The 20269-nt window shown below is 67.8% G+C and carries 23 protein-coding genes; 15 read left to right on the plus strand and 8 right to left on the minus strand.

Features of this window, described 5'->3' with window-relative positions:
- Positions 1-10 precede the first annotated feature (10 nt).
- Both EV645_RS12745 and EV645_RS12750 read right to left on the minus strand, forming a co-directional pair.
- On the minus strand, positions 11-718 hold the full coding sequence (locus EV645_RS12745) for a FadR/GntR family transcriptional regulator (protein ID WP_198681558.1): 708 nt from the start codon (positions 716-718) through the stop codon (positions 11-13).
- Positions 715-1821, minus strand: coding sequence for a DUF4185 domain-containing protein (locus EV645_RS12750; RefSeq protein WP_130442904.1), 1107 nt, complete (start codon positions 1819-1821; stop codon positions 715-717). Before EV645_RS12750 ends, EV645_RS12745 begins: the two co-directional genes overlap by 4 nt.
- A 103-nt stretch (positions 1822-1924) precedes the next feature.
- Here EV645_RS12750 and EV645_RS12755 point away from each other — a divergent pair, with 103 nt between their 5' ends.
- Positions 1925-2311: a phage holin family protein gene (locus tag EV645_RS12755; RefSeq protein ID WP_130442906.1), complete on the plus strand. Its 387-nt coding sequence runs from the start codon at positions 1925-1927 to the stop codon at positions 2309-2311.
- Positions 2311-2721 (plus strand): low molecular weight protein-tyrosine-phosphatase, encoded by a 411-nt coding sequence (locus EV645_RS12760; protein WP_198681559.1) that lies wholly within the window; start codon positions 2311-2313, stop codon positions 2719-2721. The genes EV645_RS12755 and EV645_RS12760 overlap by 1 nt, the downstream gene beginning before the upstream one ends.
- Here the strand turns inward: EV645_RS12760 and EV645_RS12765 are convergent.
- Entirely contained in the window at positions 2718-3929 is a 1212-nt protein-coding gene (locus EV645_RS12765) for a pyrophosphate--fructose-6-phosphate 1-phosphotransferase (protein ID WP_130442908.1), read from the minus strand. The two genes, EV645_RS12760 and EV645_RS12765, sit on opposite strands and share 4 nt — an antisense overlap.
- 82 nt (positions 3930-4011) lie before the next feature.
- On the minus strand, positions 4012-4455 hold the full coding sequence (locus EV645_RS12770; RefSeq protein ID WP_130442910.1) for an Lrp/AsnC family transcriptional regulator: 444 nt from the start codon (positions 4453-4455) through the stop codon (positions 4012-4014).
- 86 nt (positions 4456-4541) lie between these two features.
- Here EV645_RS12770 and EV645_RS12775 point away from each other — a divergent pair, with 86 nt between their 5' ends.
- Both EV645_RS12775 and EV645_RS12780 read left to right on the plus strand, forming a co-directional pair.
- Positions 4542-5438, plus strand: coding sequence for a DMT family transporter (locus EV645_RS12775; RefSeq protein WP_130442912.1), 897 nt, complete (start codon positions 4542-4544; stop codon positions 5436-5438).
- A complete protein-coding gene (locus EV645_RS12780; protein ID WP_130442914.1) occupies positions 5435-6409 on the plus strand; it encodes a TIGR03560 family F420-dependent LLM class oxidoreductase in 975 nt (324 codons plus the stop codon). Before EV645_RS12775 ends, EV645_RS12780 begins: the two co-directional genes overlap by 4 nt.
- Here EV645_RS12780 and EV645_RS12785 read toward each other — a convergent pair.
- Positions 6402-7394, minus strand: coding sequence for an acetamidase/formamidase family protein (locus EV645_RS12785; protein ID WP_130442916.1), 993 nt, complete (start codon positions 7392-7394; stop codon positions 6402-6404). The genes EV645_RS12780 and EV645_RS12785 overlap by 8 nt on opposite strands.
- 120 nt (positions 7395-7514) lie before the next feature.
- Between EV645_RS12785 and EV645_RS12790 the strand changes: the two genes are divergently transcribed.
- The 5 genes from EV645_RS12790 to EV645_RS12810 all read left to right on the plus strand — a co-directional run bounded on the left by EV645_RS12790 (position 7515) and on the right by EV645_RS12810 (position 12623).
- Complete coding sequence (locus EV645_RS12790; protein WP_130442918.1) at positions 7515-8207, plus strand: response regulator transcription factor; 693 nt, start codon at positions 7515-7517, stop codon at positions 8205-8207.
- Positions 8204-9808 (plus strand): sensor histidine kinase, encoded by a 1605-nt coding sequence (locus EV645_RS12795; RefSeq protein WP_198681561.1) that lies wholly within the window; start codon positions 8204-8206, stop codon positions 9806-9808. Before EV645_RS12790 ends, EV645_RS12795 begins: the two co-directional genes overlap by 4 nt.
- Positions 9809-9909: 101 nt before the next feature.
- Complete coding sequence (locus tag EV645_RS12800) at positions 9910-11316, plus strand: S1C family serine protease (protein WP_130442920.1); 1407 nt, start codon at positions 9910-9912, stop codon at positions 11314-11316.
- 96 nt (positions 11317-11412) lie between these two features.
- Positions 11413-11916: a DinB family protein gene (locus EV645_RS12805; RefSeq protein WP_130442922.1), complete on the plus strand. Its 504-nt coding sequence runs from the start codon at positions 11413-11415 to the stop codon at positions 11914-11916.
- A gap of 5 nt (positions 11917-11921) precedes the next feature.
- Positions 11922-12623, plus strand: a complete 702-nt coding sequence (locus tag EV645_RS12810; RefSeq protein ID WP_130442924.1) for a pirin family protein — start codon at positions 11922-11924, stop codon at positions 12621-12623.
- Positions 12624-12720: 97 nt separating this feature from the next.
- On the opposite strand, the gene EV645_RS12815 is transcribed toward EV645_RS12810, so the two are convergent.
- Positions 12721-13050, minus strand: a complete 330-nt coding sequence (locus tag EV645_RS12815; protein ID WP_130442926.1) for an L-rhamnose mutarotase — start codon at positions 13048-13050, stop codon at positions 12721-12723.
- Between the two features lie 229 nt (positions 13051-13279).
- Here EV645_RS12815 and EV645_RS12820 point away from each other — a divergent pair, with 229 nt between their 5' ends.
- Positions 13280-15181 carry a penicillin-binding transpeptidase domain-containing protein gene (locus tag EV645_RS12820; protein WP_130442928.1) on the plus strand — a complete coding sequence of 634 codons (1902 nt, stop codon included), beginning with the start codon at positions 13280-13282 and terminating at the stop codon, positions 15179-15181.
- 63 nt (positions 15182-15244) lie between these two features.
- Positions 15245-15541, plus strand: coding sequence for a TFIIB-type zinc ribbon-containing protein (locus EV645_RS12825; RefSeq protein WP_130442930.1), 297 nt, complete (start codon positions 15245-15247; stop codon positions 15539-15541).
- On the opposite strand, the gene EV645_RS12830 is transcribed toward EV645_RS12825, so the two are convergent.
- Positions 15538-15948 carry a PaaI family thioesterase gene (locus EV645_RS12830; RefSeq protein ID WP_130442932.1) on the minus strand — a complete coding sequence of 137 codons (411 nt, stop codon included), beginning with the start codon at positions 15946-15948 and terminating at the stop codon, positions 15538-15540. The two genes, EV645_RS12825 and EV645_RS12830, sit on opposite strands and share 4 nt — an antisense overlap.
- A 70-nt stretch (positions 15949-16018) precedes the next feature.
- Between EV645_RS12830 and EV645_RS12835 the strand changes: the two genes are divergently transcribed.
- Positions 16019-16480, plus strand: coding sequence for a GNAT family N-acetyltransferase (locus EV645_RS12835; RefSeq protein ID WP_130442934.1), 462 nt, complete (start codon positions 16019-16021; stop codon positions 16478-16480).
- On the opposite strand, the gene EV645_RS12840 is transcribed toward EV645_RS12835, so the two are convergent.
- The gene (locus EV645_RS12840) at positions 16449-17294 is read right to left on the minus strand and encodes an alpha/beta fold hydrolase (RefSeq protein WP_130442936.1); all 846 of its coding nucleotides are present in this window, start codon (positions 17292-17294) and stop codon (positions 16449-16451) included. The two genes, EV645_RS12835 and EV645_RS12840, sit on opposite strands and share 32 nt — an antisense overlap.
- A 298-nt stretch (positions 17295-17592) precedes the next feature.
- Here EV645_RS12840 and EV645_RS12845 point away from each other — a divergent pair, with 298 nt between their 5' ends.
- From EV645_RS12845 to EV645_RS12855, 3 genes are read left to right on the plus strand one after another with little or no spacing between them, the layout of a single operon-like run.
- Positions 17593-18615, plus strand: coding sequence for an ABC transporter ATP-binding protein (locus tag EV645_RS12845; RefSeq protein WP_198681563.1), 1023 nt, complete (start codon positions 17593-17595; stop codon positions 18613-18615).
- On the plus strand, positions 18612-19424 hold the full coding sequence (locus EV645_RS12850) for an ABC transporter permease (protein ID WP_130442938.1): 813 nt from the start codon (positions 18612-18614) through the stop codon (positions 19422-19424). Before EV645_RS12845 ends, EV645_RS12850 begins: the two co-directional genes overlap by 4 nt.
- Entirely contained in the window at positions 19421-20263 is an 843-nt protein-coding gene (locus tag EV645_RS12855; RefSeq protein WP_157997054.1) for an ABC transporter permease, read from the plus strand. Before EV645_RS12850 ends, EV645_RS12855 begins: the two co-directional genes overlap by 4 nt.
- Positions 20264-20269 lie beyond the last annotated feature (6 nt).

Below are 20269 nucleotides of genomic sequence, written 5' to 3' on the forward strand. Positions count from 1 at the left end.
TCCTTCCAGCTCAGGGATGCTGAAGTCGTTGGTTGATGACGGCCAGTACGCCGTCGAGGTGCTCGCGGGTGAGCAGTTCGGCGAGGTCCGAGTCGCCGGAGCGGATCGCGTCGTAGATGGCGCGGTGCTCGTCCAGGTCGGCCTGCCGGTCGCCGTGGATGTGCAGGATCTCCAGCTGCTCCCGGGCGTTCACGACGGTCACCGACTCGACCACCTCGGCCAGGGTCGCGTTGCCGGACGCCTGAGCCAGTGAGCGGTGGAAATCCATGTTCACCTCGGCGAGCCGGGCGTGGTCGCCGGATGCGATCAGCTCGGCCGCGGTGGCGAGGTCCTGCTCCATCTGCTCGAGTGCGGCCGCTCCACGCGTCGCTGCGGCCAGTGCGGCAACAGGCGGCTCGATCAATGCGCGAGCCTGCAGTAGCTCGACCAACCGGTCCGCACTGGGTGCCAGCGCCAGGGGATTGGCCAGTACGAGGCGGCCGACGTTCGGACCGACGTACACACCGGAGCCGTGCCGGAGCTCCACTGCGCCGGTTGCCTCCAGTCGGCGCAGCGCCTCCCGGACCGTCGGTACGGCGACCTTGAACCGCTCGGCCAGCGACCGCACCGACTCGAACTGGTCGCCGACCGCCAGCTTCCGGTCCGCGATCAGCGAAAGCATCGACGTCGCCAGATCGTCCAGCAGACTGCGGCGTACGACGCCACCCGGAGTGCTCACTTGGCGGCCGCCAGCGTCACGGCCAGGAACCGCGGCCGGTAGATGCTCACATCGCCGTACAGGTCGTCGCTGACGAGGCTGTTGACGTTGTAGCTGACCAGGAGCTCGTTGCCGCGGCGCAGGTCCGGGTGCTCGTGCGAGTTGTACGTGATGATGTTCCCGCCGGTCTCCGGCGTCTGGTACAGCTCGACCGGCTTGACCCATGGACCGGTCGGCGAGCAGGAGAAGTACCCGACGACACGCTTGCTGAACAGCTCCTTGGTGTCGTGCGTGACCAGCAGGTAGCCGTCCTTGAAGCTCGTGACGCTGTGCTCGTTGGCCACACCCTCGAGCACGCGGACCGAGGCGGCCTCGTCGGATGACCAGCCGGAGCCGGTCCAGTACTCCCACGGCTTCGCAGTCAGGTCGTCACCACGGACGCGAGCAACGTGCTGGTACTTCGACGCGCCCAGGTCTTCGACTCCGTAGATGTACGTGTAGCCGCGATCGCGCAGCAGCCAGCCGGACCACTGCACATTCGCAGCCGACGGCAGCGGGGTGAGCGACTTGAGCTTGAACGTCTTACTGTCGAAGCGGGCGAGGTAGTTGCTGGCCCAGTGCCAGTCCCACTGCCCCGTGCCGGTCTTCACGAAGCGCAGCGCGACCACGTCGAGGTCACGGCCGGCGTGGCTCGTCTGCGCGGCGCCGACCCAGTACCAGCCGTCGGACGGCGGCGGGATGAGTGCCGTCGGGTTGGTCGGCGTACCGCCGGTGACCGTCTTCAGGCTCTTGCCCTGCTGGATCACGAACGAGTTGTTGACGAACGGTGCCGTCGTCGGACGGCTGCCGTCCGGGTTCACCGGTCCGAGGAACGTGTCGGAGAAGATCCACGCCGTCCGTCCGCCGGGGAGTGCGACGGAGTACGTGCTGTCCGCTCCGGTCCACCCCTTGCCGGTGTTGCTGTAGGCGTTCAGGAGCCCCTCGGGCGCGGCGTGCGGGGTCGACCGGGCGGTCCAGTTCGTGCTCACCGCGCTGCAGCTCGACGGGGCGGCGGAGGCGGCGGGCAGACCGAGGCCCGCTGCCGTGAGAGACAACGCGACAACTGCTACCAGTGGGCGTGACATGAAAATGATCAGATCACTTGGTCATTTTCCGTGTCAAGACCCAGGGTCGGATCAGGGTGTGTACCGAGCGTGGTGCTACCGGCCGGGTGGGAGGATCGACGGCATGAAGAACTTGATCATCAGGCTGCTGGCGAACGCGGTCGCGCTGGCGGTCGCGAGCTGGCTCGTCGCCGGCATCACCCTGCAGGGCGCGACCACCGGCAAGCGCGTGCTCACGCTGCTGATCGTCGCCGCGATCTTCGGTGTCGTGAACGCGATCGTGAAGCCCGTGGTGAAGGTGCTGTCGTTCCCACTGCTGATCCTCACGCTCGGTCTGCTGACCTTCGTGATCAACGCGCTGATGCTGTGGCTGACGTCCTGGATCACCGGCAAGCTCGACGTCCAGTTCCACGTCGACGGCTTCTGGTCCGCGCTGTTCGGCGCGCTGATCATCACGATCGTCGGCATGATCATCAACCTCGTCCTGCCGGACAAGGCCGAAGTTCACTAGTGCACGTCGAGATCGTCTGCACCGGAAACATCTGCCGGTCGCCGATGGGCGAGGTCGTACTGCGGGCCAAGCTCGCCGATGCCGGGATCGACGGCGTCGAGGTGACCAGCTCGGGCACCGGCGGCTGGCATGTCGGCGACAGGATGGACCCACGCGCCGCGTCCGCACTGCGCCGGCGCGGGTACGACGGCAGCGCGCACCGGGCCCGCCGGTTCGAGCGCGCCGCGGATCTCACCCTCGCGATGGACTCGGGACACGTCGCCGAGCTGCGTCGCCGGGGTACGACGGCGCAGCTGTTCGCGGCGGACGACGTACCTGATCCGTACTACGGCGAGGACGACGGCTTCGACGAAGTCCTCGCACAGATCGAGAAGGCGGCCGACCAGTGGGTCGGCCGCCTCCGCAGCTAGCTCTGACCGATCCCCGACTTCAGGCTGACGAACCAGTCGACCGTCGGGTCGAACTCCTTGCCGCCGGCGATCCGCGGGAACTCGATCGCGCGCAGCTCGTCGCCACGCTCCTCGTCGTGGCCGACCACGCCGCTCTCACCGCGCAGCGCCGCGTCGACCGCGTAGTCGGTGCACTCCTTGATCAGCGCGAGGTCGCGGTCGTTGGACGCGGCCGAGCGGCTGAAGTACCCGCTCTTCTGCACCATCGTCTTCTCGGCGCCGATCCGCTCCGCGAACTGCTTCGCGAACCACGCGCCCGGGTTGATCGTGTCCAGCTTCACGTGCCCGAACGGGTCCCGCGGGACATCCTCGCCGCGGGCCTCCAGCTCGGCCACGATCGACGGCACGCCGGCGCCCTCGGACAGGAAGATGTTGACGCAGTCCTCGGAGTCCATCACCTTGCGCAGCCGCTCGGCCTCGGCGTCCAGGTCGATCGTTGCCTCCGGCACGTACACGGCGTGCACCGACCAGCCGGCCTTGTCCAGGCCGATGCCCGGGTTCCACTCCTGCTCGTCGACCCACTGCTGGTACTCCTGAGCCGTTGCCGCGGTCAACCATCCGCAGTTCCGGCCCATCACCTCGTGGACGATCAGCATCCGCGGGTTCGAACTGTGCTCGGCGATGATGTTGCGGGCGAACAGCGCGCCCTGCTCCGCCGCGGTCCACGCGCCCAGGCTCTGCCGGATCGGGATCACGTCGTTGTCGATGGTCTTCGGCAGACCGACCACGGTCAGGTCGTAGTCGTGCTCGTGCAGGTACGCCGCGAGGTCGGCCGCCGTGGTGTTGGTGTCGTCACCGCCGATCGTGTGCAATACGTCGACACCGTCCGCGACCAGCCGCTCGGCGGCGACCTGGAGGGCATTCTGCCCGTCCTGGATCAGGCCGCGCTTGACCAGGTCCGCGGTGTTGGTCAGCTTCACCCGGCTGTTGCCGATCGGGCTGCCGCCGAACTTGTGCAGCACGGACGCCTTCTCCCGCACCTCCGGCGTCACGTCGAGGAACCGGCCGCTGAGCAGGCCGTGGTACCCGTTCAGGTAGGCGATGATCTCCACGTCGGGCGCCACCTCGGTGTAGCGCTCGATCAGCCCGCCGACGGCGGACGACAGGCAGGGCGCGAGCCCGCCGGCGGTGAGCAGGGCAACTCTGCGGACAGATTTGTCGGCAGCCATGGGCCAGGGTCCTTCCGGGGAACGTCTCTTGAAGTCGCCACCCAGACTAGTGATGCAGACCACTCCCAGCGGTGGTTGGGGTTCAGCCGGCGGACAGCGGCACGCTGCGTGGCGGGACCGGGGTGGAGACCACGAACGAACTGGTCGTCTGGCCGTGCACCAGGAACTTGTCCAGAACGTCCTCGAGCGCTGCGATCTCGGCGACCTGCACCCGCATCAGGAAGCAGTCCTCACCCGAGATCCGGTGGCACTCGACGACTTCCGGCGTACGTCCGGCCAGCTCGATGATCTTCGGGATCTGGTTCGGCCCGGGCCGCAGCCGCACCCAGGCGGCGACCGGCCGACCGAGCGCCGCCGGGTCGATGTCGACGCGGTACCCGCGGATCACGCCGGACTCCTCCAGCCGCGCGACCCGCTCCCGCACGGTCGGCGTGGAGACTCCGAGCCGGCGCGCCAGCTCCGTGGTCCGCAGCCGGGGGTCTGCGATCAGCTCGTCCAGGATTCGGGTATTGAGGTCATCCAGCATCTGGCTTCTCGTTTCGGTAAGCAAAACGCCTCCTAGGCTCCGATCTGCCATGGAAACTCGCAGACTCCGTTCCTACTGTAGTGACCGTGACAACCCTCGCAGAAGCCCCGCCCCGCACCGGTCTCGCCGCCGGCGCCGCTGCCGTGACCGTCGTCCTATGGGCCTCGTCGTTCGTCGCCATCCGGCACGTCGGCACCGAGATCTCCGCCGGCGCCCTGTCGCTGGCCAGGCTCGGACTCGGCAGCATCTTCCTCGGCGCACTCCTCTTCACCCGTCCCCGGCCGACGGCCGTACGCCGATGGCCTTCACAGCGCGACTGGCTGCCTCTGATCGCCTGCGGAGTGCTGTGGTTCGGCGTCTACAACATCGCCCTCAACGAGGCCGAGCGCCGTCTCGACGCCGGTACGGCGGCCATGCTCGTGCACATCGCCCCGCTACTGATCGCCGTGCTCGCGGGCTTGGGCCTCGGTGAAGGCTTCCCGCGGCAGCTGGTGATCGGCGGCCTGGTCGCGTTCGCCGGCATCGTCATCATCGGTACGTCGACCTCCAGCGGCCGCGCTGAGACCTGGGGCGTCATCCTCTGCGTCGTCGCTGCGATCTCGTACGCCGTCGGCGTGGTCACGCAGAAGCCACTGCTGAGCCGGCTGCCTGCCGCAGAGGTCACCTGGCTCGCCTGCACGATCGGTGCGGTCGTTTGCCTGCCCTTCGCGCCCACGCTGGTCGATGAGCTCCGCACCGCCGACGCATCGACGATCTGGTGGGTCGTGTACCTGGCTGCCTTCCCCACCGCTCTCGGCTTCACCACCTGGGCCTTCGCGCTCCGCCGTACCAGCGCGGGACGCATGGGCGTGACGGTGTACGCCGTACCGGTTGTGGCGATCGCGCTGGGCTGGCTGTTCCTGGGCGAGACCCCTGCCGTGCTTGCGCTGGCCGGCGGGGCGCTGTGCCTGACTGGAGTCGCAATCTCTCGGAGGAGTGCATGAAGTTCGGAGTGTTCGTACCGCAGGGCTGGCGGATGGATCTGGTCGAGCTGGCAGACCCGGTCGAGCAGTGGGAGGCCATGACCGCAGTGGCCAAGGCAGCGGACGCAGGTCCGTGGGACTCGATCTGGCTCTTCGACCACTTCCACACCGTCCCTGAGCCCGTCCGCGAGACCGTCTTCGAGATGTGGACCACGACGGCTGCTCTGGCGCGCGACACCTCGCGGGTGAACCTGGGCCAGCTGGTCGGCTGCAACGGGTACCGCAACCCCGCACTGGTCGCCAAGATGGCCGCCACGGTGGATGTGGCTAGCCACGGGCGCATGTACGCCGGACTGGGCGCCGGCTGGTCCGAGCACGAGTGGAAGGCCTACGGCTATCCGTGGGCGAGTCAGAAGGAACGGATGGGTTCGTTCGTCGAGGCGATCGAGCTGATCCATCGGCTGTGGACCGAGGATGACGTCGTGTTCGAGGGGCAGTACCACTCGGTCGACAAGCCGTTCGTCGTGCCGCGGCGCAAACCCAAGCTCTGGATCGGTGGCGGCGGTGAACGCGTCACATTGCGACTAGTTGCAAAGTACGGCGACGCCTGCAACTTCGGCACCGGACGCGTCGACGTCATCAAGCACAAGCTCGCGATCCTCCGGCAGCACTGTGACGAGGTCGGCCGCGACTACGACGAGATCATCAAGTCGACCAGCCTGAACGTGTTCCCGATCGAGTCCGGCGCCGATCCGGAAACGGCCACAGCCAAGGCCCGCGGGCGGTACAGCCTGGAGGAATTCCTCGAGATCGGCTCCGGCGGCACGTCCCACGTGCTGGCGGATGTGATCACGACGAAGGAGCTCAGCGAGCACATCGAGCAGCTGGCCGAGGCAGGGGTCGACTACGTGATCTCGTACATCCCCGGCGTCGCGTACGACCACGAGCCGATGCAGCGCTACGCCGAGGACGTCGTACGGCAGTTCAGATAAACGCAGTCCGCAGGTGCTGGTGGATTCCGTCGTACGCCGTGACCGGTGGGAGCAGGCGCTTCGGGACCTTGGTGACGACGCTGTAGTTGGCGTCCACCACGTTGGCCAGCGGGACCTCACTGACCTGGCTGAGCAGCTGGTACGCGTCCAGCTTGTCCAGGCCGTAGAGCGAGCCGAGCCAGTTGACCATGTCGACCTGGCCGGCACGCCACGCGTCCTCGAGCGGGCGGGCCGAACCGATGACGGCGAGGTACTCGTCGTTCTCCAGCCGCGGCCAGACCGGTCCGGGTGTCTTGAGCAGGTCGACGATCAGGACGACGTTCATCGCACCCTCGACCGCCGTACCGCAGGACTCACCCTCGCCCTGGCGGTAATGACCGTCGCCGACCGAGAACAGGGCGCCCTCGACGTTGACCCTCAGGTAGCAGGTCGCGCCGGCGCGCATCTCGGGCGTGTCCATGTTGCCGCCGAACATGTCCGGCACCAGCGCTGACCGGACCTCACCGGCCGCCGGCGCGACGCCGACCGTGCCCAGCATCGGCTCCAGCGGCAGAGCGAGCTCGAAGTCGCTGCCCTGCGCCTGGAACCCGACGGTCTGGTTGGCCGTGTCCACCTCGTAGATCCAGGTCCGCTCCGGCAGCGGGTCCTGCAGCGTGGCGGTCCGGTCCGTGCTGGTCAGGCCGCCGAAGAACGGGATGGTCGCCGAGGCGCCCCAGCTCCGGGCCGGCGTCAGCTCGACGAAGTGCAGCGCCAGGGTGTCCCCCGGCTCGGCGCCCTCGACGTAGAACGGCCCGGTCTGCGGGTTGACGAACGGCATGTTCAGCGAGGCGCTCGCCAGATCCGACGTACCGCGGAGGCTGCCGGCGAACGCGTCCTCCGTCCACAGCCGGAGGGCAGTACCGGGTTTGACCCGGCGGACGGGCGGCGCGCCGCCGAAGGTCCAGGCGAGATCATCGGGCTCAGGCGTGAATTCGAGAAGGTCCACGTCTGGCAACCTAAGGTGTGCTGGAGGTGTTGGGCGAGCGATCAGCGGGTTCTCAGGCGATTCTCAAAGAAGCGACCTACTCTCGGCTGAGCGGAACTTCGAGCGGAGCGGGGCAAGACGATGCGGGTACTGGTGGTGGACGACGACCGGGCGGTCCGGGACTCGCTGCGCCGTTCGCTGGAGTTCAACGACTTCGAGGTGGTGACCGCGTCCGACGGCGCCGAGGCGCTCGCGGTGATCGGCAACGTCGAGCCGGACGTCGTCGTGATGGACGTGATGATGCCGCGGCTGGACGGGCTCGAGACCACCAAGGCCTTGCGGGCCGCGGGCAACAACGTGCCGATCCTGGTGCTGACCGCGCGGGACGCGGTCGCGGACCGGGTCGACGGCCTGGACGCCGGCGGCGACGACTACCTGACCAAGCCGTTCGCGCTCGAGGAGCTGCTGGCCCGGCTGCGAGCGCTGCTGCGCCGTAGTACGACGCCGGGCGAGGGCGGCCAGCGCGGCGAAGTGCTGCAGTACGCCGACCTCGTGGTCGACGTCGACGCGCACGAGGTGCACCGGGGCGACGTCGCGATGCAGCTCACCCGGACCGAGTTCTCGCTGCTCGAGCTGCTGATCCGCAACCCGCGGCGAGTGCTCGAACGCGCGGTCATCCTGGATGCTGTCTGGGGCTACGACTTCCCCACCACGGCGAATTCGCTCGAGGTCTACATCGGCTACCTGCGCCGTAAGACCGAGGTCAACGGCCTGCCCCGCCTGATCCACACCGTCCGCGGCATCGGGTACGTGCTCAGGGACACCCCGCCGTGAGTGAGCAACACCCCGACGATTTCCCGTCGTACGCCGGACGACCGAAGCAGCCGCCGAAACCGCAGCAACCCGCGCAGCCCGTTGCCAATGGCAACGGAAACCGGGTTGCGGCGACGGCTGCGCGAACCCAGACCTGGTGGAACGAGACCCTCCACAAACTCAGCCTGCACGCGCGGGTGACGCTGCTCGCCGCGGTCGCGGTGGGCCTGGCGGTCGCGATCGTGAGCGTCGCGGCGTACATCACCGTGCGCCAGCAGATGTACCAGAATCTCGACAACAGCCTGACCCAGCGGGCCGCCGCGGCCGCGAAGAAGGGCGTTCTGACCGATCTCACGATCCTGCAGGGCGTTCCGTCCGACGCTCTCGGTCTGAGCGACATCCGCGTCGGCGTGATCAGCGCGCAAGGCCAGCAGTTCGGGCCGCCGAACAGCCTGCTGCCGCCGATGGGCCAGGACGAGCTCCAGGTAGCGCGGGAGCAGGGCAACGACGCCAGCCTGCGGACCGTCGGCATCCGCAACGGCGGCTCACACTTCCGCGTGGTCGCTGTCCCCGCGAGCTACTGCCCGCAGGGCCGGACCGAGGCCTGCCGAGCGGAGCCGGAGAACTTCCTCCAGCCCGGGGCCTTGGTTGTCGCCCAGTCGCTGGGACCGATCGACGAGACCCTGCACAACCTCGGCGTCGTGCTGTGGGCGTTCGGGCTGATCGGTGTGATCGGCGCCGCGCTGGCCGGCAACGCTGTCGCACGTTCCGGTCTGCGCCCGTTGGCGCGGCTCACCGGCGCGGCTGAGCATGTCGCGCGGACCGAGGACCTGAAACCGATCCCGGTGGGCGGCACTGACGAGATCTCTCGCCTGGCGATGGCGTTCAACGCGATGCTCGGGGCGCTGGCGCAGTCCCGCGACCGGCAACGCCGGCTCGTCGGTGACGCGGGGCACGAGCTGCGTACGCCGCTCACGAGCGTCCGCACCAACCTCGATCTGCTCGCACAGGCGGACAAACGCGGCGGACTCCGGCCGGAGGATCGCCAACAGCTGCTGGACGACGTACGCGCCCAGATGGACGAGTTGACCACGCTGATCGGCGACCTGACCGAGCTCGCCCGCGACACACCCCAGGTGCGCAACGCGGAGCTGATCGAGCTGTCCAATGTGGTCGAGGACGCGGTGATGAAGGTACGCCGCCGCGCGCCCGGACTGGAGTGGGACGTGCAGATCACTCCGTTCCCGGTCTGGGGTGACGAGCGGCTACTCGGACGGGCTGTGACCAACCTGCTCGACAACGCCGCGAAGTACAGCACTCCCGAAGGCGCGGAACAGCGCAGCGATGGGCAGACGGTCGGACACGTGACCGTGCGCCTGCTCGACGGCGTACTGACAGTCACAGACTCCGGTCCCGGCATAGCCGAGGCGGACCTGCCCCACGTCTTCGAGCGCTTCTACCGCTCCAGCGAGGCCCGCAGCCGCCCGGGCTCAGGCCTGGGCCTGGCCATCGTGAAACACGCAGCCGAGCAGCACGGCGGCATGATCTACGCCCGGAACGTCCCCGGCGCGGGCGCGCAGTTCACTCTGTGGCTCCCGCACGCAGCGACCCAGACGCGCTGAAAGGTTCCTGACAGGTCCTTCAGAGGATCTTCATGGAGTTCTTCGGCCACTCCGAGCGGATCTTCAGGGCCCTCTCAGGTCCGGCGGACAAAGTACTTGCCATGACCGAGAACCAGCCGCCGCAGAACCAGCCCGGCCAGAACCCGCAAGGTCCGCTGGGGCCGGAGCGGACGCAGCAGTTGCCGATGTATGGGCAGCATCAGCAACAGCAGTTCGCGCCGCAGGGTGGTCAGCCGGGACAGCAGAGGCCGGAATCGGGGCCGCAAGGGCAGCGGCCGGGACAGTACCCCTCAGGTGGGAGTGCTTACCCGCAGTTCGGAGCGCCGGGGACACATCAGGGGGCGTCTCCGGGCCCGAGCTGGCCTTTCGGACCGCAGCCGGCGACGGCTACGGCGGAGAAGCCGAAGAAGCGTGCCGGTCTGGCGGTAGTGGCGCTGACCGCGCTGCTCGTCGGTCTGGCCGGCGGTGTCGGCGGCGCGGCCGTGTACTCGGCGACCAACGACCACACCACGAACAGCCCGTCCGTGACCGCACCGCTGAACGGCAACCAGGCCGCACCTGCGGCCGCGCCGGACGGATCGGTGCAGAGCGCGGCGGCCAAGGTGCTGCCGAGCGTGGTGAAGATCGCGGTTGCGACGTCGCAGGGCGCGGCGACCGGGTCCGGCATCGTGATCAGCAAGGACGGCCTGATCGTCACGAACAACCACGTGGTCGCGGGTGCCGGGCAGGGCGCCACGATCACCGTGATGCTGAACGACGGCCGCACGGTCAACGCCACGGTCAAGGGCACCGACCCGCTCACCGACCTCGCCGTCATCCACGCCAACACGACCGACCTGACCCCGGCCACGTTGGGGTCGAGCGGCAAGCTCGCGGTCGGGCAGGGCGTGGTGGCGATCGGTTCGCCGTTCGGCCTCGAGGCAACCGTCACCAGCGGTATCGTCTCGGCGCTGAACCGCCCGGTGACGTCGGGCGACGAGCAGCAGGACAGCACGACAGTCTTTCCAGCTATCCAGACGGACGCCGCGATCAACCCGGGTAACTCCGGCGGCGCCCTGATCGACCTCGCCGGCCAGGTGGTCGGTATCAACAGCGCGATCAAAACCGCCGGCGGATCGGGACAATCCGAAGGCGGCAACATCGGCCTGGGGTTCGCTATCCCGATCGACCAGGCCAAGCCGATCATCGATGAGCTGGTGGCCAAGGGCAAGGCCACGCATGCGCGGCTCGGTGTGACGGTCGGCGACGCGCAGTCCTCCGACGGGCTCACGAACGGAGCACGCCTGGGCGAGGTCACGTCCGGCGGTGCGGCGGACAAAGCCGGTCTCCAGTCAGGTGATGTGGTGACCGCTGTTGACGGCAAGGCGATCGCGTCAGGGGACGCGTTGGTCGCCGCAGTCCGTTCGCACCGCCCGGGCGACCAGGTCACGCTGAGCGTCACCCGCGCCGGCAAGCCCCAGTCGATCAAGGCCACCCTCGGCTCCGACAACGGGAACCCGACCGGCTGACCGACCGTCGTACCAGAACCGGGACTGCGCCGCCCACCGAGCGGCGCAGTCCCTTCTGTTTGCGGGGTGGACCGGTTCCTTGACTACGGTCCGGGGATGAACTTCTACGACAAGCGGCCGCCGTTGGCGGCGGACGAACGGGTGCAGCTCGTCGGGTGGCTGGACCTGCAGCGGGCGCTGGTACGCCGGAAGCTCGAAGGGCTGGCGTCCGCCGACGAGCATCGATCCGTCTTCCCAACGTCGCCGCTGATGACGCCGGCCGGTCTGGTGTCGCACCTGCGGTGGAACGAGCACCTCTGGTTCCGCGCTGTCTTCCTGGACGAGCCGGGCGACAACCCGGTCTTCCAGCAGGAGCCGGTGAGCGCCGACTGGCGGGTGGACGGCGTACCGCTGGCTCAGCTGCTGGACGAGTTCGACGCGCAGTGGGCGGACTCGAACGAGATCACCGCTGCCCACGCGCTGGACGACGTCGGCAAGGACCCCGAGTTCCAGCCGTCGTTGCGGTGGATCTTGATCCACATGGTCGAGGAGACCGCCCGGCACCTCGGCCAACTGGACACCATGCGGGAGTCGCTCGACGGGCAGACGGGGTATTACTAGTGTCCATGGAAATTCGTCGGGCGGGCGAGCGGTTTCGGACCGAGAGCGACTGGCTGGACTCTCGGCATTCGTTCTCGTTCGGGGCGCACTACGATCCGGCGAACGTGGGGTTCGGGTTCCTGGTCGCGCACAACGACGAGACGGTTGCCCCGGGCACCGGGTTCGAGACGCATCCGCATCAGGACCTGGAGATCGTGACCTGGGTACTGCGGGGCGCGCTGGCGCACCGTGATTCGCAGGGGAACAGCGGGGTGGTGTACCCGGGGCTGGCGCAGCGGATGAGTGCGGGCTCAGGGATCCGGCACTCGGAATGGAACGACGGCGACGATCCGGTGCACTACGTCCAGATGTGGGTCCGGCCCGAGCGGCTCGACCTGCCCCCGTCGTACGAGCAGACCGAGCTGGACCTGACCACCGGCGAGCTGATCCCGGTCGCTTCGGGGCTCGCGAAGCACGCCTCCACCACCGCGATCCACCTCAACCAGCCCGCCGCCGGCCTGTCCGTCGCCCGTCTCGCCCCCGGCCAGACCGTCGAGCTGCCGACCGCGCCGCAACTCCACCTGTTCGTCGCGGCGGGCAGCGCCGACCTCGAAGCCGCGGGCGACCTCGGCACCGCAGACGCCGTACGCCTGACGGATGCCGACGGCCAGCGTGTCACGGCCGGCCCCGACGGCGCCGAACTCCTGGTCTGGGAGATGGGGATTTAACAGACCCGGATCCCCAGGCCATCACAATGCCGGCATCTCGGGCGCCGCACGCTGAGCCCGCTGTGTCGGCAGCGATTGTGATGGCCTGGAGATCCGCCTACTCGGTCTGCTCGCTCATGGTCCAGACATGCCGCAAAGACTGGCCGGCGACGCCTTCCGGGTTCTGGGCGAAGCCTTCGACGAACTGACTCATGTGTTGCTGCCAGCGTTGGTCGGTCGGGTCGGTCCGGAGGTACGCGACCGAGGCCTCGAAATCGTCGGCGACGACCAGGTGGAACAGGTCGCGGCCGCTGCGCCAGATCGACCAGTCGCTGATGCCGGCGGCGTGCATCGCGGTGATCAGTTCCGGCCAGACGCGAGCGTGCTCGATCTCGTAGGCCTCTTCGGTACCGGGAATCAGACGGCTGTGCAGCGCTAGGCGGGTCACAAACGAGCAGAATACGCCGGGTCAGGCAGTGCTGGAACGCGGTTCCAGAATCAGGCCCGGCTGATTCACGCAACCTCTTGCCCCTGATTCACGCTCGCTCTGACGCCAACTCCTGAGCGGTCAGGCGCGTCGTACTTGCGTGGATTGAGTAGTTTCGCCCTCGTGGCGAGAGGCCACACGCCGAAGACTGTGCCCGGTGTCCACCCGTCGTCGTGCGAGAGTTGGGAACGTGAAGCGAACCACTGCGATCGTTTGCCTGAGTAGTCTGCTGATCACCGCTGGTTGTTCCGACAGCAAGTCCGGCGGTGGGAAGTCCGGGAACGACGAGCAGAAGGCCTCCGGGGCGATCATCAAGCAATTCGCCGACGCCTGGGTGGCGGCTTGGGCGCCGGACGGCAAGCCCGACGCGGCCGGGGCGCTCACCGACAACCCGACCGTGTTCGCGAAGCGGCTCGACGACACCGACACCGCGCTGGTCGCCAGCACCGTGACTGTGGCCCCGCAGGGCGACCCGAAGTGCAGCGACGCCAACAACTGCACGCAAGAGCTCGCGGTCGAGGCTCAGCTGCGCGGTATCGGCGCGATGAAGTGGACCAGTACGGCGACCGCGGTGAAGACCGGCGACGCGTGGAAGATCAAGGCCTCCGGCGACACGATCTACCCGGGGCTCGGCGACAACAACTACCTCAAGCGCGTCCGCGCCCTGCCCGCGCGTGCTTCGATCCTCGACCGCAACGGGGTCGCGCTGACCGCGAACCGGCCGGTCGTGATCGTCGGCGTCGCATCGGGCGCCAAGGCGACGGCCGCGACGTACGCCGCGTTCACGAAGTACCTCGATGTCGACGGCGCCAAGCTCGCCGCCCGCGCGAAGGCGGCGCCGGCCGGGCAGTTCGTCGACGCGATCACGATCCGCGCCGAGGAGTGGGAAGCGCTCCGGCCGACGATGGGCAAGCTGCCTGGCGTACTGACGATGGGCGGTACGCAGTCGCTGCCGCCGACCGCGACGTTCGCCAAGTCACTGATCGGCACGATGAAGACCGCGACCGCGGACACGCTGAAGAACGCCGGCACGACCGCGTCGGCGCAGGACCAGGTCGGCACGACGGGTCTGCAGTACGCGTTCCAGCAGCAGCTCGCCGGTACGCCGGGTGGCACGGTCACGCTGCGGGACGGCAAGACCAAGCTGTCGATCAAGACCGTCTTCAGCCAGAAGGGCACCGCCGGCAAGCCGGTGAAGACCACGCTCGACACGGCGATGCAGAAGTCGGCCGAGGCCGCGCTGGCGACGAGCAAGCTGCCGGCGTCGCTGGTCGCCGTACAGGCGTCGACCGGGCAGATCCTCGCCGCGGCGAACGGTCCGACGCCGGCGAGCTACAACCGCGCGTTCCAGGGCCGGTACGCGCCGGGTTCGACGTTCAAGATCGTCACCTCGGCGGCGCTGATCGGCAGCGGTGAGACGGGTGCGACCGCGCTCCCGTGCACGAACACGATCAACGTCTTCGGCAAGACCTTCAAGAACTACGACGGTCTGGCGGCGTACGGCGCGGGCACGATGCAGAAGGCGTTCAACGAGTCCTGCAACACCGCGTTCATCTCGCAGCACGCGCGGCTGCCGAAGGACGGGATGACCAAGGCCGCGGCGATGTTCGGCATCGGGCGTGACCTGAACCTGTCGATCAACGCGTACGGCGGTCAGGTGCCGCTGCCGAAGGACGATGTGGCCGAGGCCGCCTCGATGATCGGCCAGGGCACGGTCACCGCGAGCCCGCTGGCGATCTCGCTGGTCGCCGCCACGGTCGACCACGGTACGGCGATGAAGCCCGTGCTGGTGCCGGGCAAGGACGCCGCCGGAGCGGCCGCCTCTCCGTTGCCTGCAGCAACTGTTGCGGCACTGCGCACGTTCATGCGGACCACGGTCACCAGCGGTACGGCGAGTGTGCTGGCCGGCAACGGCGCCGTCGCCGCGAAGACCGGTACGGCCGAGCTCGTCTCCGGCGGCAAGGTCATCACCAACGCCTGGATGGCCGGCTACCGTGGCGACGTCGCATTCGCCGTCATCGTCGAAGGCGGCGAATCCGGCTCCCACACCGCCGGCCCCATCCTCAAGACGTTCCTCTCCAGCTTCAAATGAGGACTTGCTGAGAGTTCGCTGAGAGTAGGCCTTCGGGCGGAAGTCGTCACTTAGGGTTGCTGGATGGAGAGCCTGACGTGTCCGAAGTGTCGTGGCGAGATGCGGTCGTACGAGCGCAACGGCGTTACCGTCGACCAGTGCGGAGAGTGCCGGGGGATCTTTCTCGATCGGGGTGAGTTGGAGCGGCTGGTGGATGCCGAGCTGCAGTACAACTCGCCGTCGCCGCAGCCTCGCTACGAAGAGAAGCGGTACGACGAGAAGAAGCGGTACGACGACCGCCGGTACGACGACGACCGGCGGTACGGGAACCAGCACTCGCGCAAGAAGAAGAAGTCGTTCCTCGAGGAGCTCTTCGACTAGCGAGCGATGACTGTGCCCTGAGCGATCGCGCACAACGTCGGCGTGCCGGCGTCGTCGAGCGTGGTGAGTTCGCAGGTGCACGTCGCCTGACGCCTGCCCGAGTGGGCAATCTTCGCGTCGGCCCGGAGGATCGCGCCCCGGGCCGGGCGGAGGTAACTGATCGTGAACCCGCCGGTCAGCACCTCCGGGCCGAGCGCCGAACCACCGGCGAACGTGATCGCGTTGTCGGCGGCGTACGCGAGAACGCCACCGTGCAGAAACCCGTTCTGCTGTTGGAGGTCCTCGCGGATGTCGAGCTCCAGCGTCGCTCCGCCGTCCCCGAACGCGGTCAGCCGCGCGCCGACCAGCACGCTGAACGGCTGCGCAGCCAGCAGCTTCTGAGCAACCTCGAGGCTCAATTCCGTCACCCGCCGCACGATATGCCACTTGCTGCAGAGCAGGTGTACGGCGGTCTGCGCGCGGGTCTATCGTCAGGGCGTGACCACGCCACCGGTGCAGCTCCGCCCGATCACCGATTCCGAGTACCCGAGCTGGTCGGACCACGCCACCGAAACGTTCGCGGCCTGGATCGGCCCAGCCCGTGGGCTGGCCGCTGACGAGGCGCTGAAGTTCGCACACGAGGAGACAAAGAGACTGCTCCCGCAAGGCCCCGCCACCGAGAACCAGCTGATCTGGATCGCGCTGGCCGGCGACGAACCGGTAGGCAACCTGTGGATCAGCACTGCGCGGGTGCCGTTCATCTACGCCATAGAGGTGGACAGCAACCAGCGCGGCAAGGGTTACGGCCGAGCGATCATGCTGGCCGGCGAGGAGGAGTGCCGCCGCCTCGGCCACAAGCAGCTGGACCTGAACGTGTTCGGCGACAACACCACCGCGATCGGCCTGTACGACTCGCTCGGCTACACGGTCATCTCCCAGCAGATGCGCAAAGAGCTCTGATCAGGCGGGCGAACTCGCCCGGCTGGTCCAGAGGAATCAGCGTGTAACTGTCCGCGACTTCGACGAAGGTTGCCTGGGGCAATAGTTTGGCGAGGCGGCGGCCGTGGTCCGGTGGCATCACCCGATCCTCGGCGGCCCAGACGACGAGCGCCGGGCGGTCGAAGCGGTGTAGATCTTCAGCCGCTCGGGTCAGCAGACCTGAGTCCGCGAACACGGCCCGGAGCATCCGGACGGTTTCCGCGCGGAGCTCGGGCTGCTCGAGCAGCGGAGTGATCCATCGCGCCGTGGTCGCGTCGCCGCGCTTGGTCAGCGTCCCGAAGGCGAGTGGCGACCTGCGTACTGCCTTGAGCCGCAACTGCTGCATGAACGCTCCGAACAGCCGTGGCGACAACTTCCCCGACAACGCCAGCACCCGGCCCGTCAAGCCAGGCGGAAGGTTGTCGAACGCCTCGCACGACGCCAGCACGGCCTCTGCGACCCGCTTGGGCTCAGCTCCCAGGACCAGCTGCACGACGGCGCCCCCGGTGTCGTTCCCGACGAGTACGACGTCCTGCAGGTCGAGCCGATCGAGAAACTCGACGACCAGGCCGGCGATCCCTCGCAGCGACAGGTCGGCGCCGTCGTTCATCCGGCGCCGGTGCGCTCCGAACGGAAGCGTCGGCGCGATGCATCGATGGTCGGCACTGAGGTCGGCGATCACGCCGTCCCAGAGCGACGCATCCATCAGCAGCCCGTGCAGCAGTACGACAACGGGCCCGTCGCCACCGGTGTCGACGTACTGCACGGTCCCGGCAGACAGCTCGATCTCATTCATACGAGAATCATATTATATGAGATGCATACTGAACAGAAATCTGGTGGACGACGCTTTCCGGCCCGTTCTACCGTGGTCGGCGGTAGCCGCATCGAAAGGACCACAGGGAGCGATGTCGACACGTCGCCTGGATATGGGTTAGCGAACTCCGCGATCGGACCGGATCGCGCAGCCGGGACGGACCTCGGAGTCCCCCGGCCGACCCCTTTTGGCGAAGTGCTCGTCCTGCGCTCTGCGCGTTTGCGCGGTGGCGCTGCCCGGTCCTGTCAATTGACTCTTTCGAAAGCGGTGTTCCTTCGTGACGCCTGTTCCTGCCTTGCCGCCTGTCATCGCGGCACATGATCTGACCAAGACCTACACGTTCCACCAGCAAACCGCCGGCCTCGGCGGAGCGCTGAAGAGCCTGGTGAAACGCAAGTACGAGACCCGGCTCGCGGTCGATCGGGTCACCTTCGACATCAACCGCGGCGAGGTCGTCGGCCTGCTCGGCCCGAACGGCGCGGGTAAGACGACAACCCTGAAGATGCTGTCCGGCCTGCTGTACGCGACCGGCGGTGAGCTGGAGGTCCTCGGCCACACGCCGTCGGACCGCAGGCACGACTACCTGCGCCGGATCGCGCTCGTCATGGGGCAGAAGACCATGCTGTGGTGGGACGTCCCGGCCATGGAGAGTCTCCTGCTGCACAAGGACATGTACGGCTTGTCCACAGCGGAGTTCGACCGCAATGTCGCCGAACTCGCCGAGCTGCTCGAGGTCGAACATCTGCTCAACGTCCAGGTCCGCAAGACCTCGCTCGGTGAGCGGATGAAGCTCGAGCTGATGGCTGCGCTCGTCCACGGCCCGGAGATCCTGTTCCTCGACGAGCCGACGATCGGTCTGGACGTGGTCGCGAAGGCCCGCGTCCGGTCGTTCCTCGCCGACGTCAACCGGCTGCGCGGCACGACGATCCTGATCACCAGCCACGACATGGACGACATCGAGGCGCTCTGCTCGCGGGTGATGATCATCGACCACGGGCGGCTGCAGTTCGACGGCGGTCTGGACGATCTCGTTCGTACGGCGCAACCCCGCAAGCTGGTGCGGGCGACGTACGCGACACCTGTCGACGGCACCCGCCTCGCCGGGCTGGACGGCGTGACCGCGGTCGACGTCGACGGTCAGACGGTCAAGCTCGAAGCCGATCGGGAGCGGGCCGGCGTCGTGATGGAGCAGCTCACCCGGCTGGGTCCGCTGGTCGACCTCGACGTGGCCGACGCGGATGTCGAGGACATCATGCGCGACCTCTTCCTCCGCCGCAGCACGCTGGGGGACGCGTCATGAACACAGTGGTGCGGAACCTTCGCGTCGTACGCCGGATGACGGCTGCCGAGATCGCCCAGCAGTCCGTGTACCGCGGGGCGTGGATCATCTTCATGCTGGCGAACATCTGCATGCCGGTCATCTCGCTGCTGATCTGGCGGACCGCGCTCGCGAACGGCGCGAAGCTCCCGGTCGACGAGCGGTACATCACGACGTACTTCGTGCTGCTCGGCTTCGTCACGATGGCGACGTCGTCATGGATGGCAGCGTTCCTGGCCAACGACATCCGGCTGGGCAAGCTGTCGAGCTGGATGGTGCGGCCGGCTTCGTTGCTGGTCAAGTTCGTCGCGAACAACCTGTCGGAGAAGTTCCTGAAGCTGTTCGCGTTGGTGCCGATGATCGGCATCGTCTGGTGGATCTTCCGCGACTCGATGAACATCCCGGCGGACGCAGGCCGGTGGGCGTTGTTCGCGGTCAGCATCGTGCTCGGCGCGGTGCTGGTGTTCACGATCGACATCCTGATCGCGGCGCTGGCGTTCTGGATGGACGACGTGGGAGCGCTCGTGCAGGCGCGCGTGATCATCGCGAGCGTGCTGTCCGGTGCCGTCGTACCGCTGGCGCTGATGCCTGCGTGGTCGCGCGGTTTCGTCGACCACCAGCCGTTCCGGTACACGGTGTCGTTCCCGGTCGAGATCGTCGCCGGCCAGCTGACCGGCCGCGAACTGCTTGCGGGGTTGGGGATCCAGCTCGGGTACGTCGTTGTGCTCGGCGCGCTCGCTCGACTCGTGTGGGCGGCCGGGATCCGGGCGTATTCGGCGGTGGGAGCGTGAATACGTATGCAGAGGAGCGGCCTTCGCTCGACCGGAACTGGCTGCAGCTGCAGTGGCGGCATGTCCGGCTGTGGCGGCGGTTCTTCGCTCAGGCGGTCGTTCGCGAAACGCATTACCGCGCACATTTCCTGACCACGCTGCTGGTTGGCCTTGTGCAGTTGGGGTTGGGGATCGTGCCGACCTTGCTGCTGTTCGGGTTCACGTCCGAGGTGCACGGATGGTCGCGGGCCGAGGTGATCGCGCTGGTCGGCGTGTTTCAGATCGTCACCGGGCTGATTGCGACGTTCGTGGCGCCGAACCTGAACCGGATGACGACCTACCTCACCGAGGGCGAGCTGGACAGCGTCCTGCTCCGGCCCGTGTCGAGCCAGTTCTACCTGACCTTGCGCTGGATCAACGTCGCCGAGCTGACGAACGTTGCCAGCGGCATCGTTGTGCTCGTGATCGGATTGGTGCAGTCGGATCTCCGGCCTGGTTTCGGGCAGGTGGTGCAGGCCGTCGTACTGGCCGGCTGTGGGTTGGTGTTGCTGACGGCCGTGTGGTCGGCGATGTCGTTCCTGGCGTTCTGGCTGCAGTCGGTGAACCCGATCGGGGTCGTCTTCCTGAGCATGGTGGAGGCCGGGCGATACCCGTTGGTGTTCTTCCCGGTCGCGGTGCGGACGTTCCTGACGTTCGCGTTCCCGGTGGCGTTTGCGACGACCTTCCCGGTGCGGGCGTTGGCCGGCGACCTTGGCTGGGGGCCGGTCGTGCTCGGGCTCGGGCTTGCGGTAGTGGCAATGACACTAGTTCGGTTGGTCTGGCGGCGCGGCCTGCTGACGTACTCCAGTGCGTCGAGCTGATGTGGT

The sequence above is a fragment of the Kribbella rubisoli genome (assembly GCF_004217145.1).
Taxonomy (GTDB): domain Bacteria; phylum Actinomycetota; class Actinomycetes; order Propionibacteriales; family Kribbellaceae; genus Kribbella; species Kribbella rubisoli.

Bases quoted from the DNA above. Each gene is read 5' to 3' on its own strand.
- EV645_RS12810 (WP_130442924.1), top strand. From the start codon at position 11,922: ATGGAAATTCGTCGGGCGGGCGAGCGGTTTCGGACCGAGAGCGACTGG.
- EV645_RS12805 (WP_130442922.1), top strand. From the start codon at position 11,413: ATGAACTTCTACGACAAGCGGCCGCCGTTGGCGGCGGACGAACGGGTG.
- EV645_RS12770 (WP_130442910.1), bottom strand. From the start codon at position 4,455: ATGCTGGATGACCTCAATACCCGAATCCTGGACGAGCTGATCGCAGAC.
- EV645_RS12850 (WP_130442938.1), top strand. From the start codon at position 18,612: ATGAACACAGTGGTGCGGAACCTTCGCGTCGTACGCCGGATGACGGCT.
- EV645_RS12755 (WP_130442906.1), top strand. From the start codon at position 1,925: ATGAAGAACTTGATCATCAGGCTGCTGGCGAACGCGGTCGCGCTGGCG.
- EV645_RS12800 (WP_130442920.1), top strand. From the start codon at position 9,910: ATGACCGAGAACCAGCCGCCGCAGAACCAGCCCGGCCAGAACCCGCAA.
- EV645_RS12790 (WP_130442918.1), top strand. From the start codon at position 7,515: ATGCGGGTACTGGTGGTGGACGACGACCGGGCGGTCCGGGACTCGCTG.
- EV645_RS12750 (WP_130442904.1), bottom strand. From the start codon at position 1,821: ATGTCACGCCCACTGGTAGCAGTTGTCGCGTTGTCTCTCACGGCAGCG.
- EV645_RS12825 (WP_130442930.1), top strand. From the start codon at position 15,245: ATGGAGAGCCTGACGTGTCCGAAGTGTCGTGGCGAGATGCGGTCGTAC.
- EV645_RS12765 (WP_130442908.1), bottom strand. From the start codon at position 3,929: ATGGCTGCCGACAAATCTGTCCGCAGAGTTGCCCTGCTCACCGCCGGC.
- EV645_RS12780 (WP_130442914.1), top strand. From the start codon at position 5,435: ATGAAGTTCGGAGTGTTCGTACCGCAGGGCTGGCGGATGGATCTGGTC.
- EV645_RS12840 (WP_130442936.1), bottom strand. From the start codon at position 17,294: ATGAATGAGATCGAGCTGTCTGCCGGGACCGTGCAGTACGTCGACACC.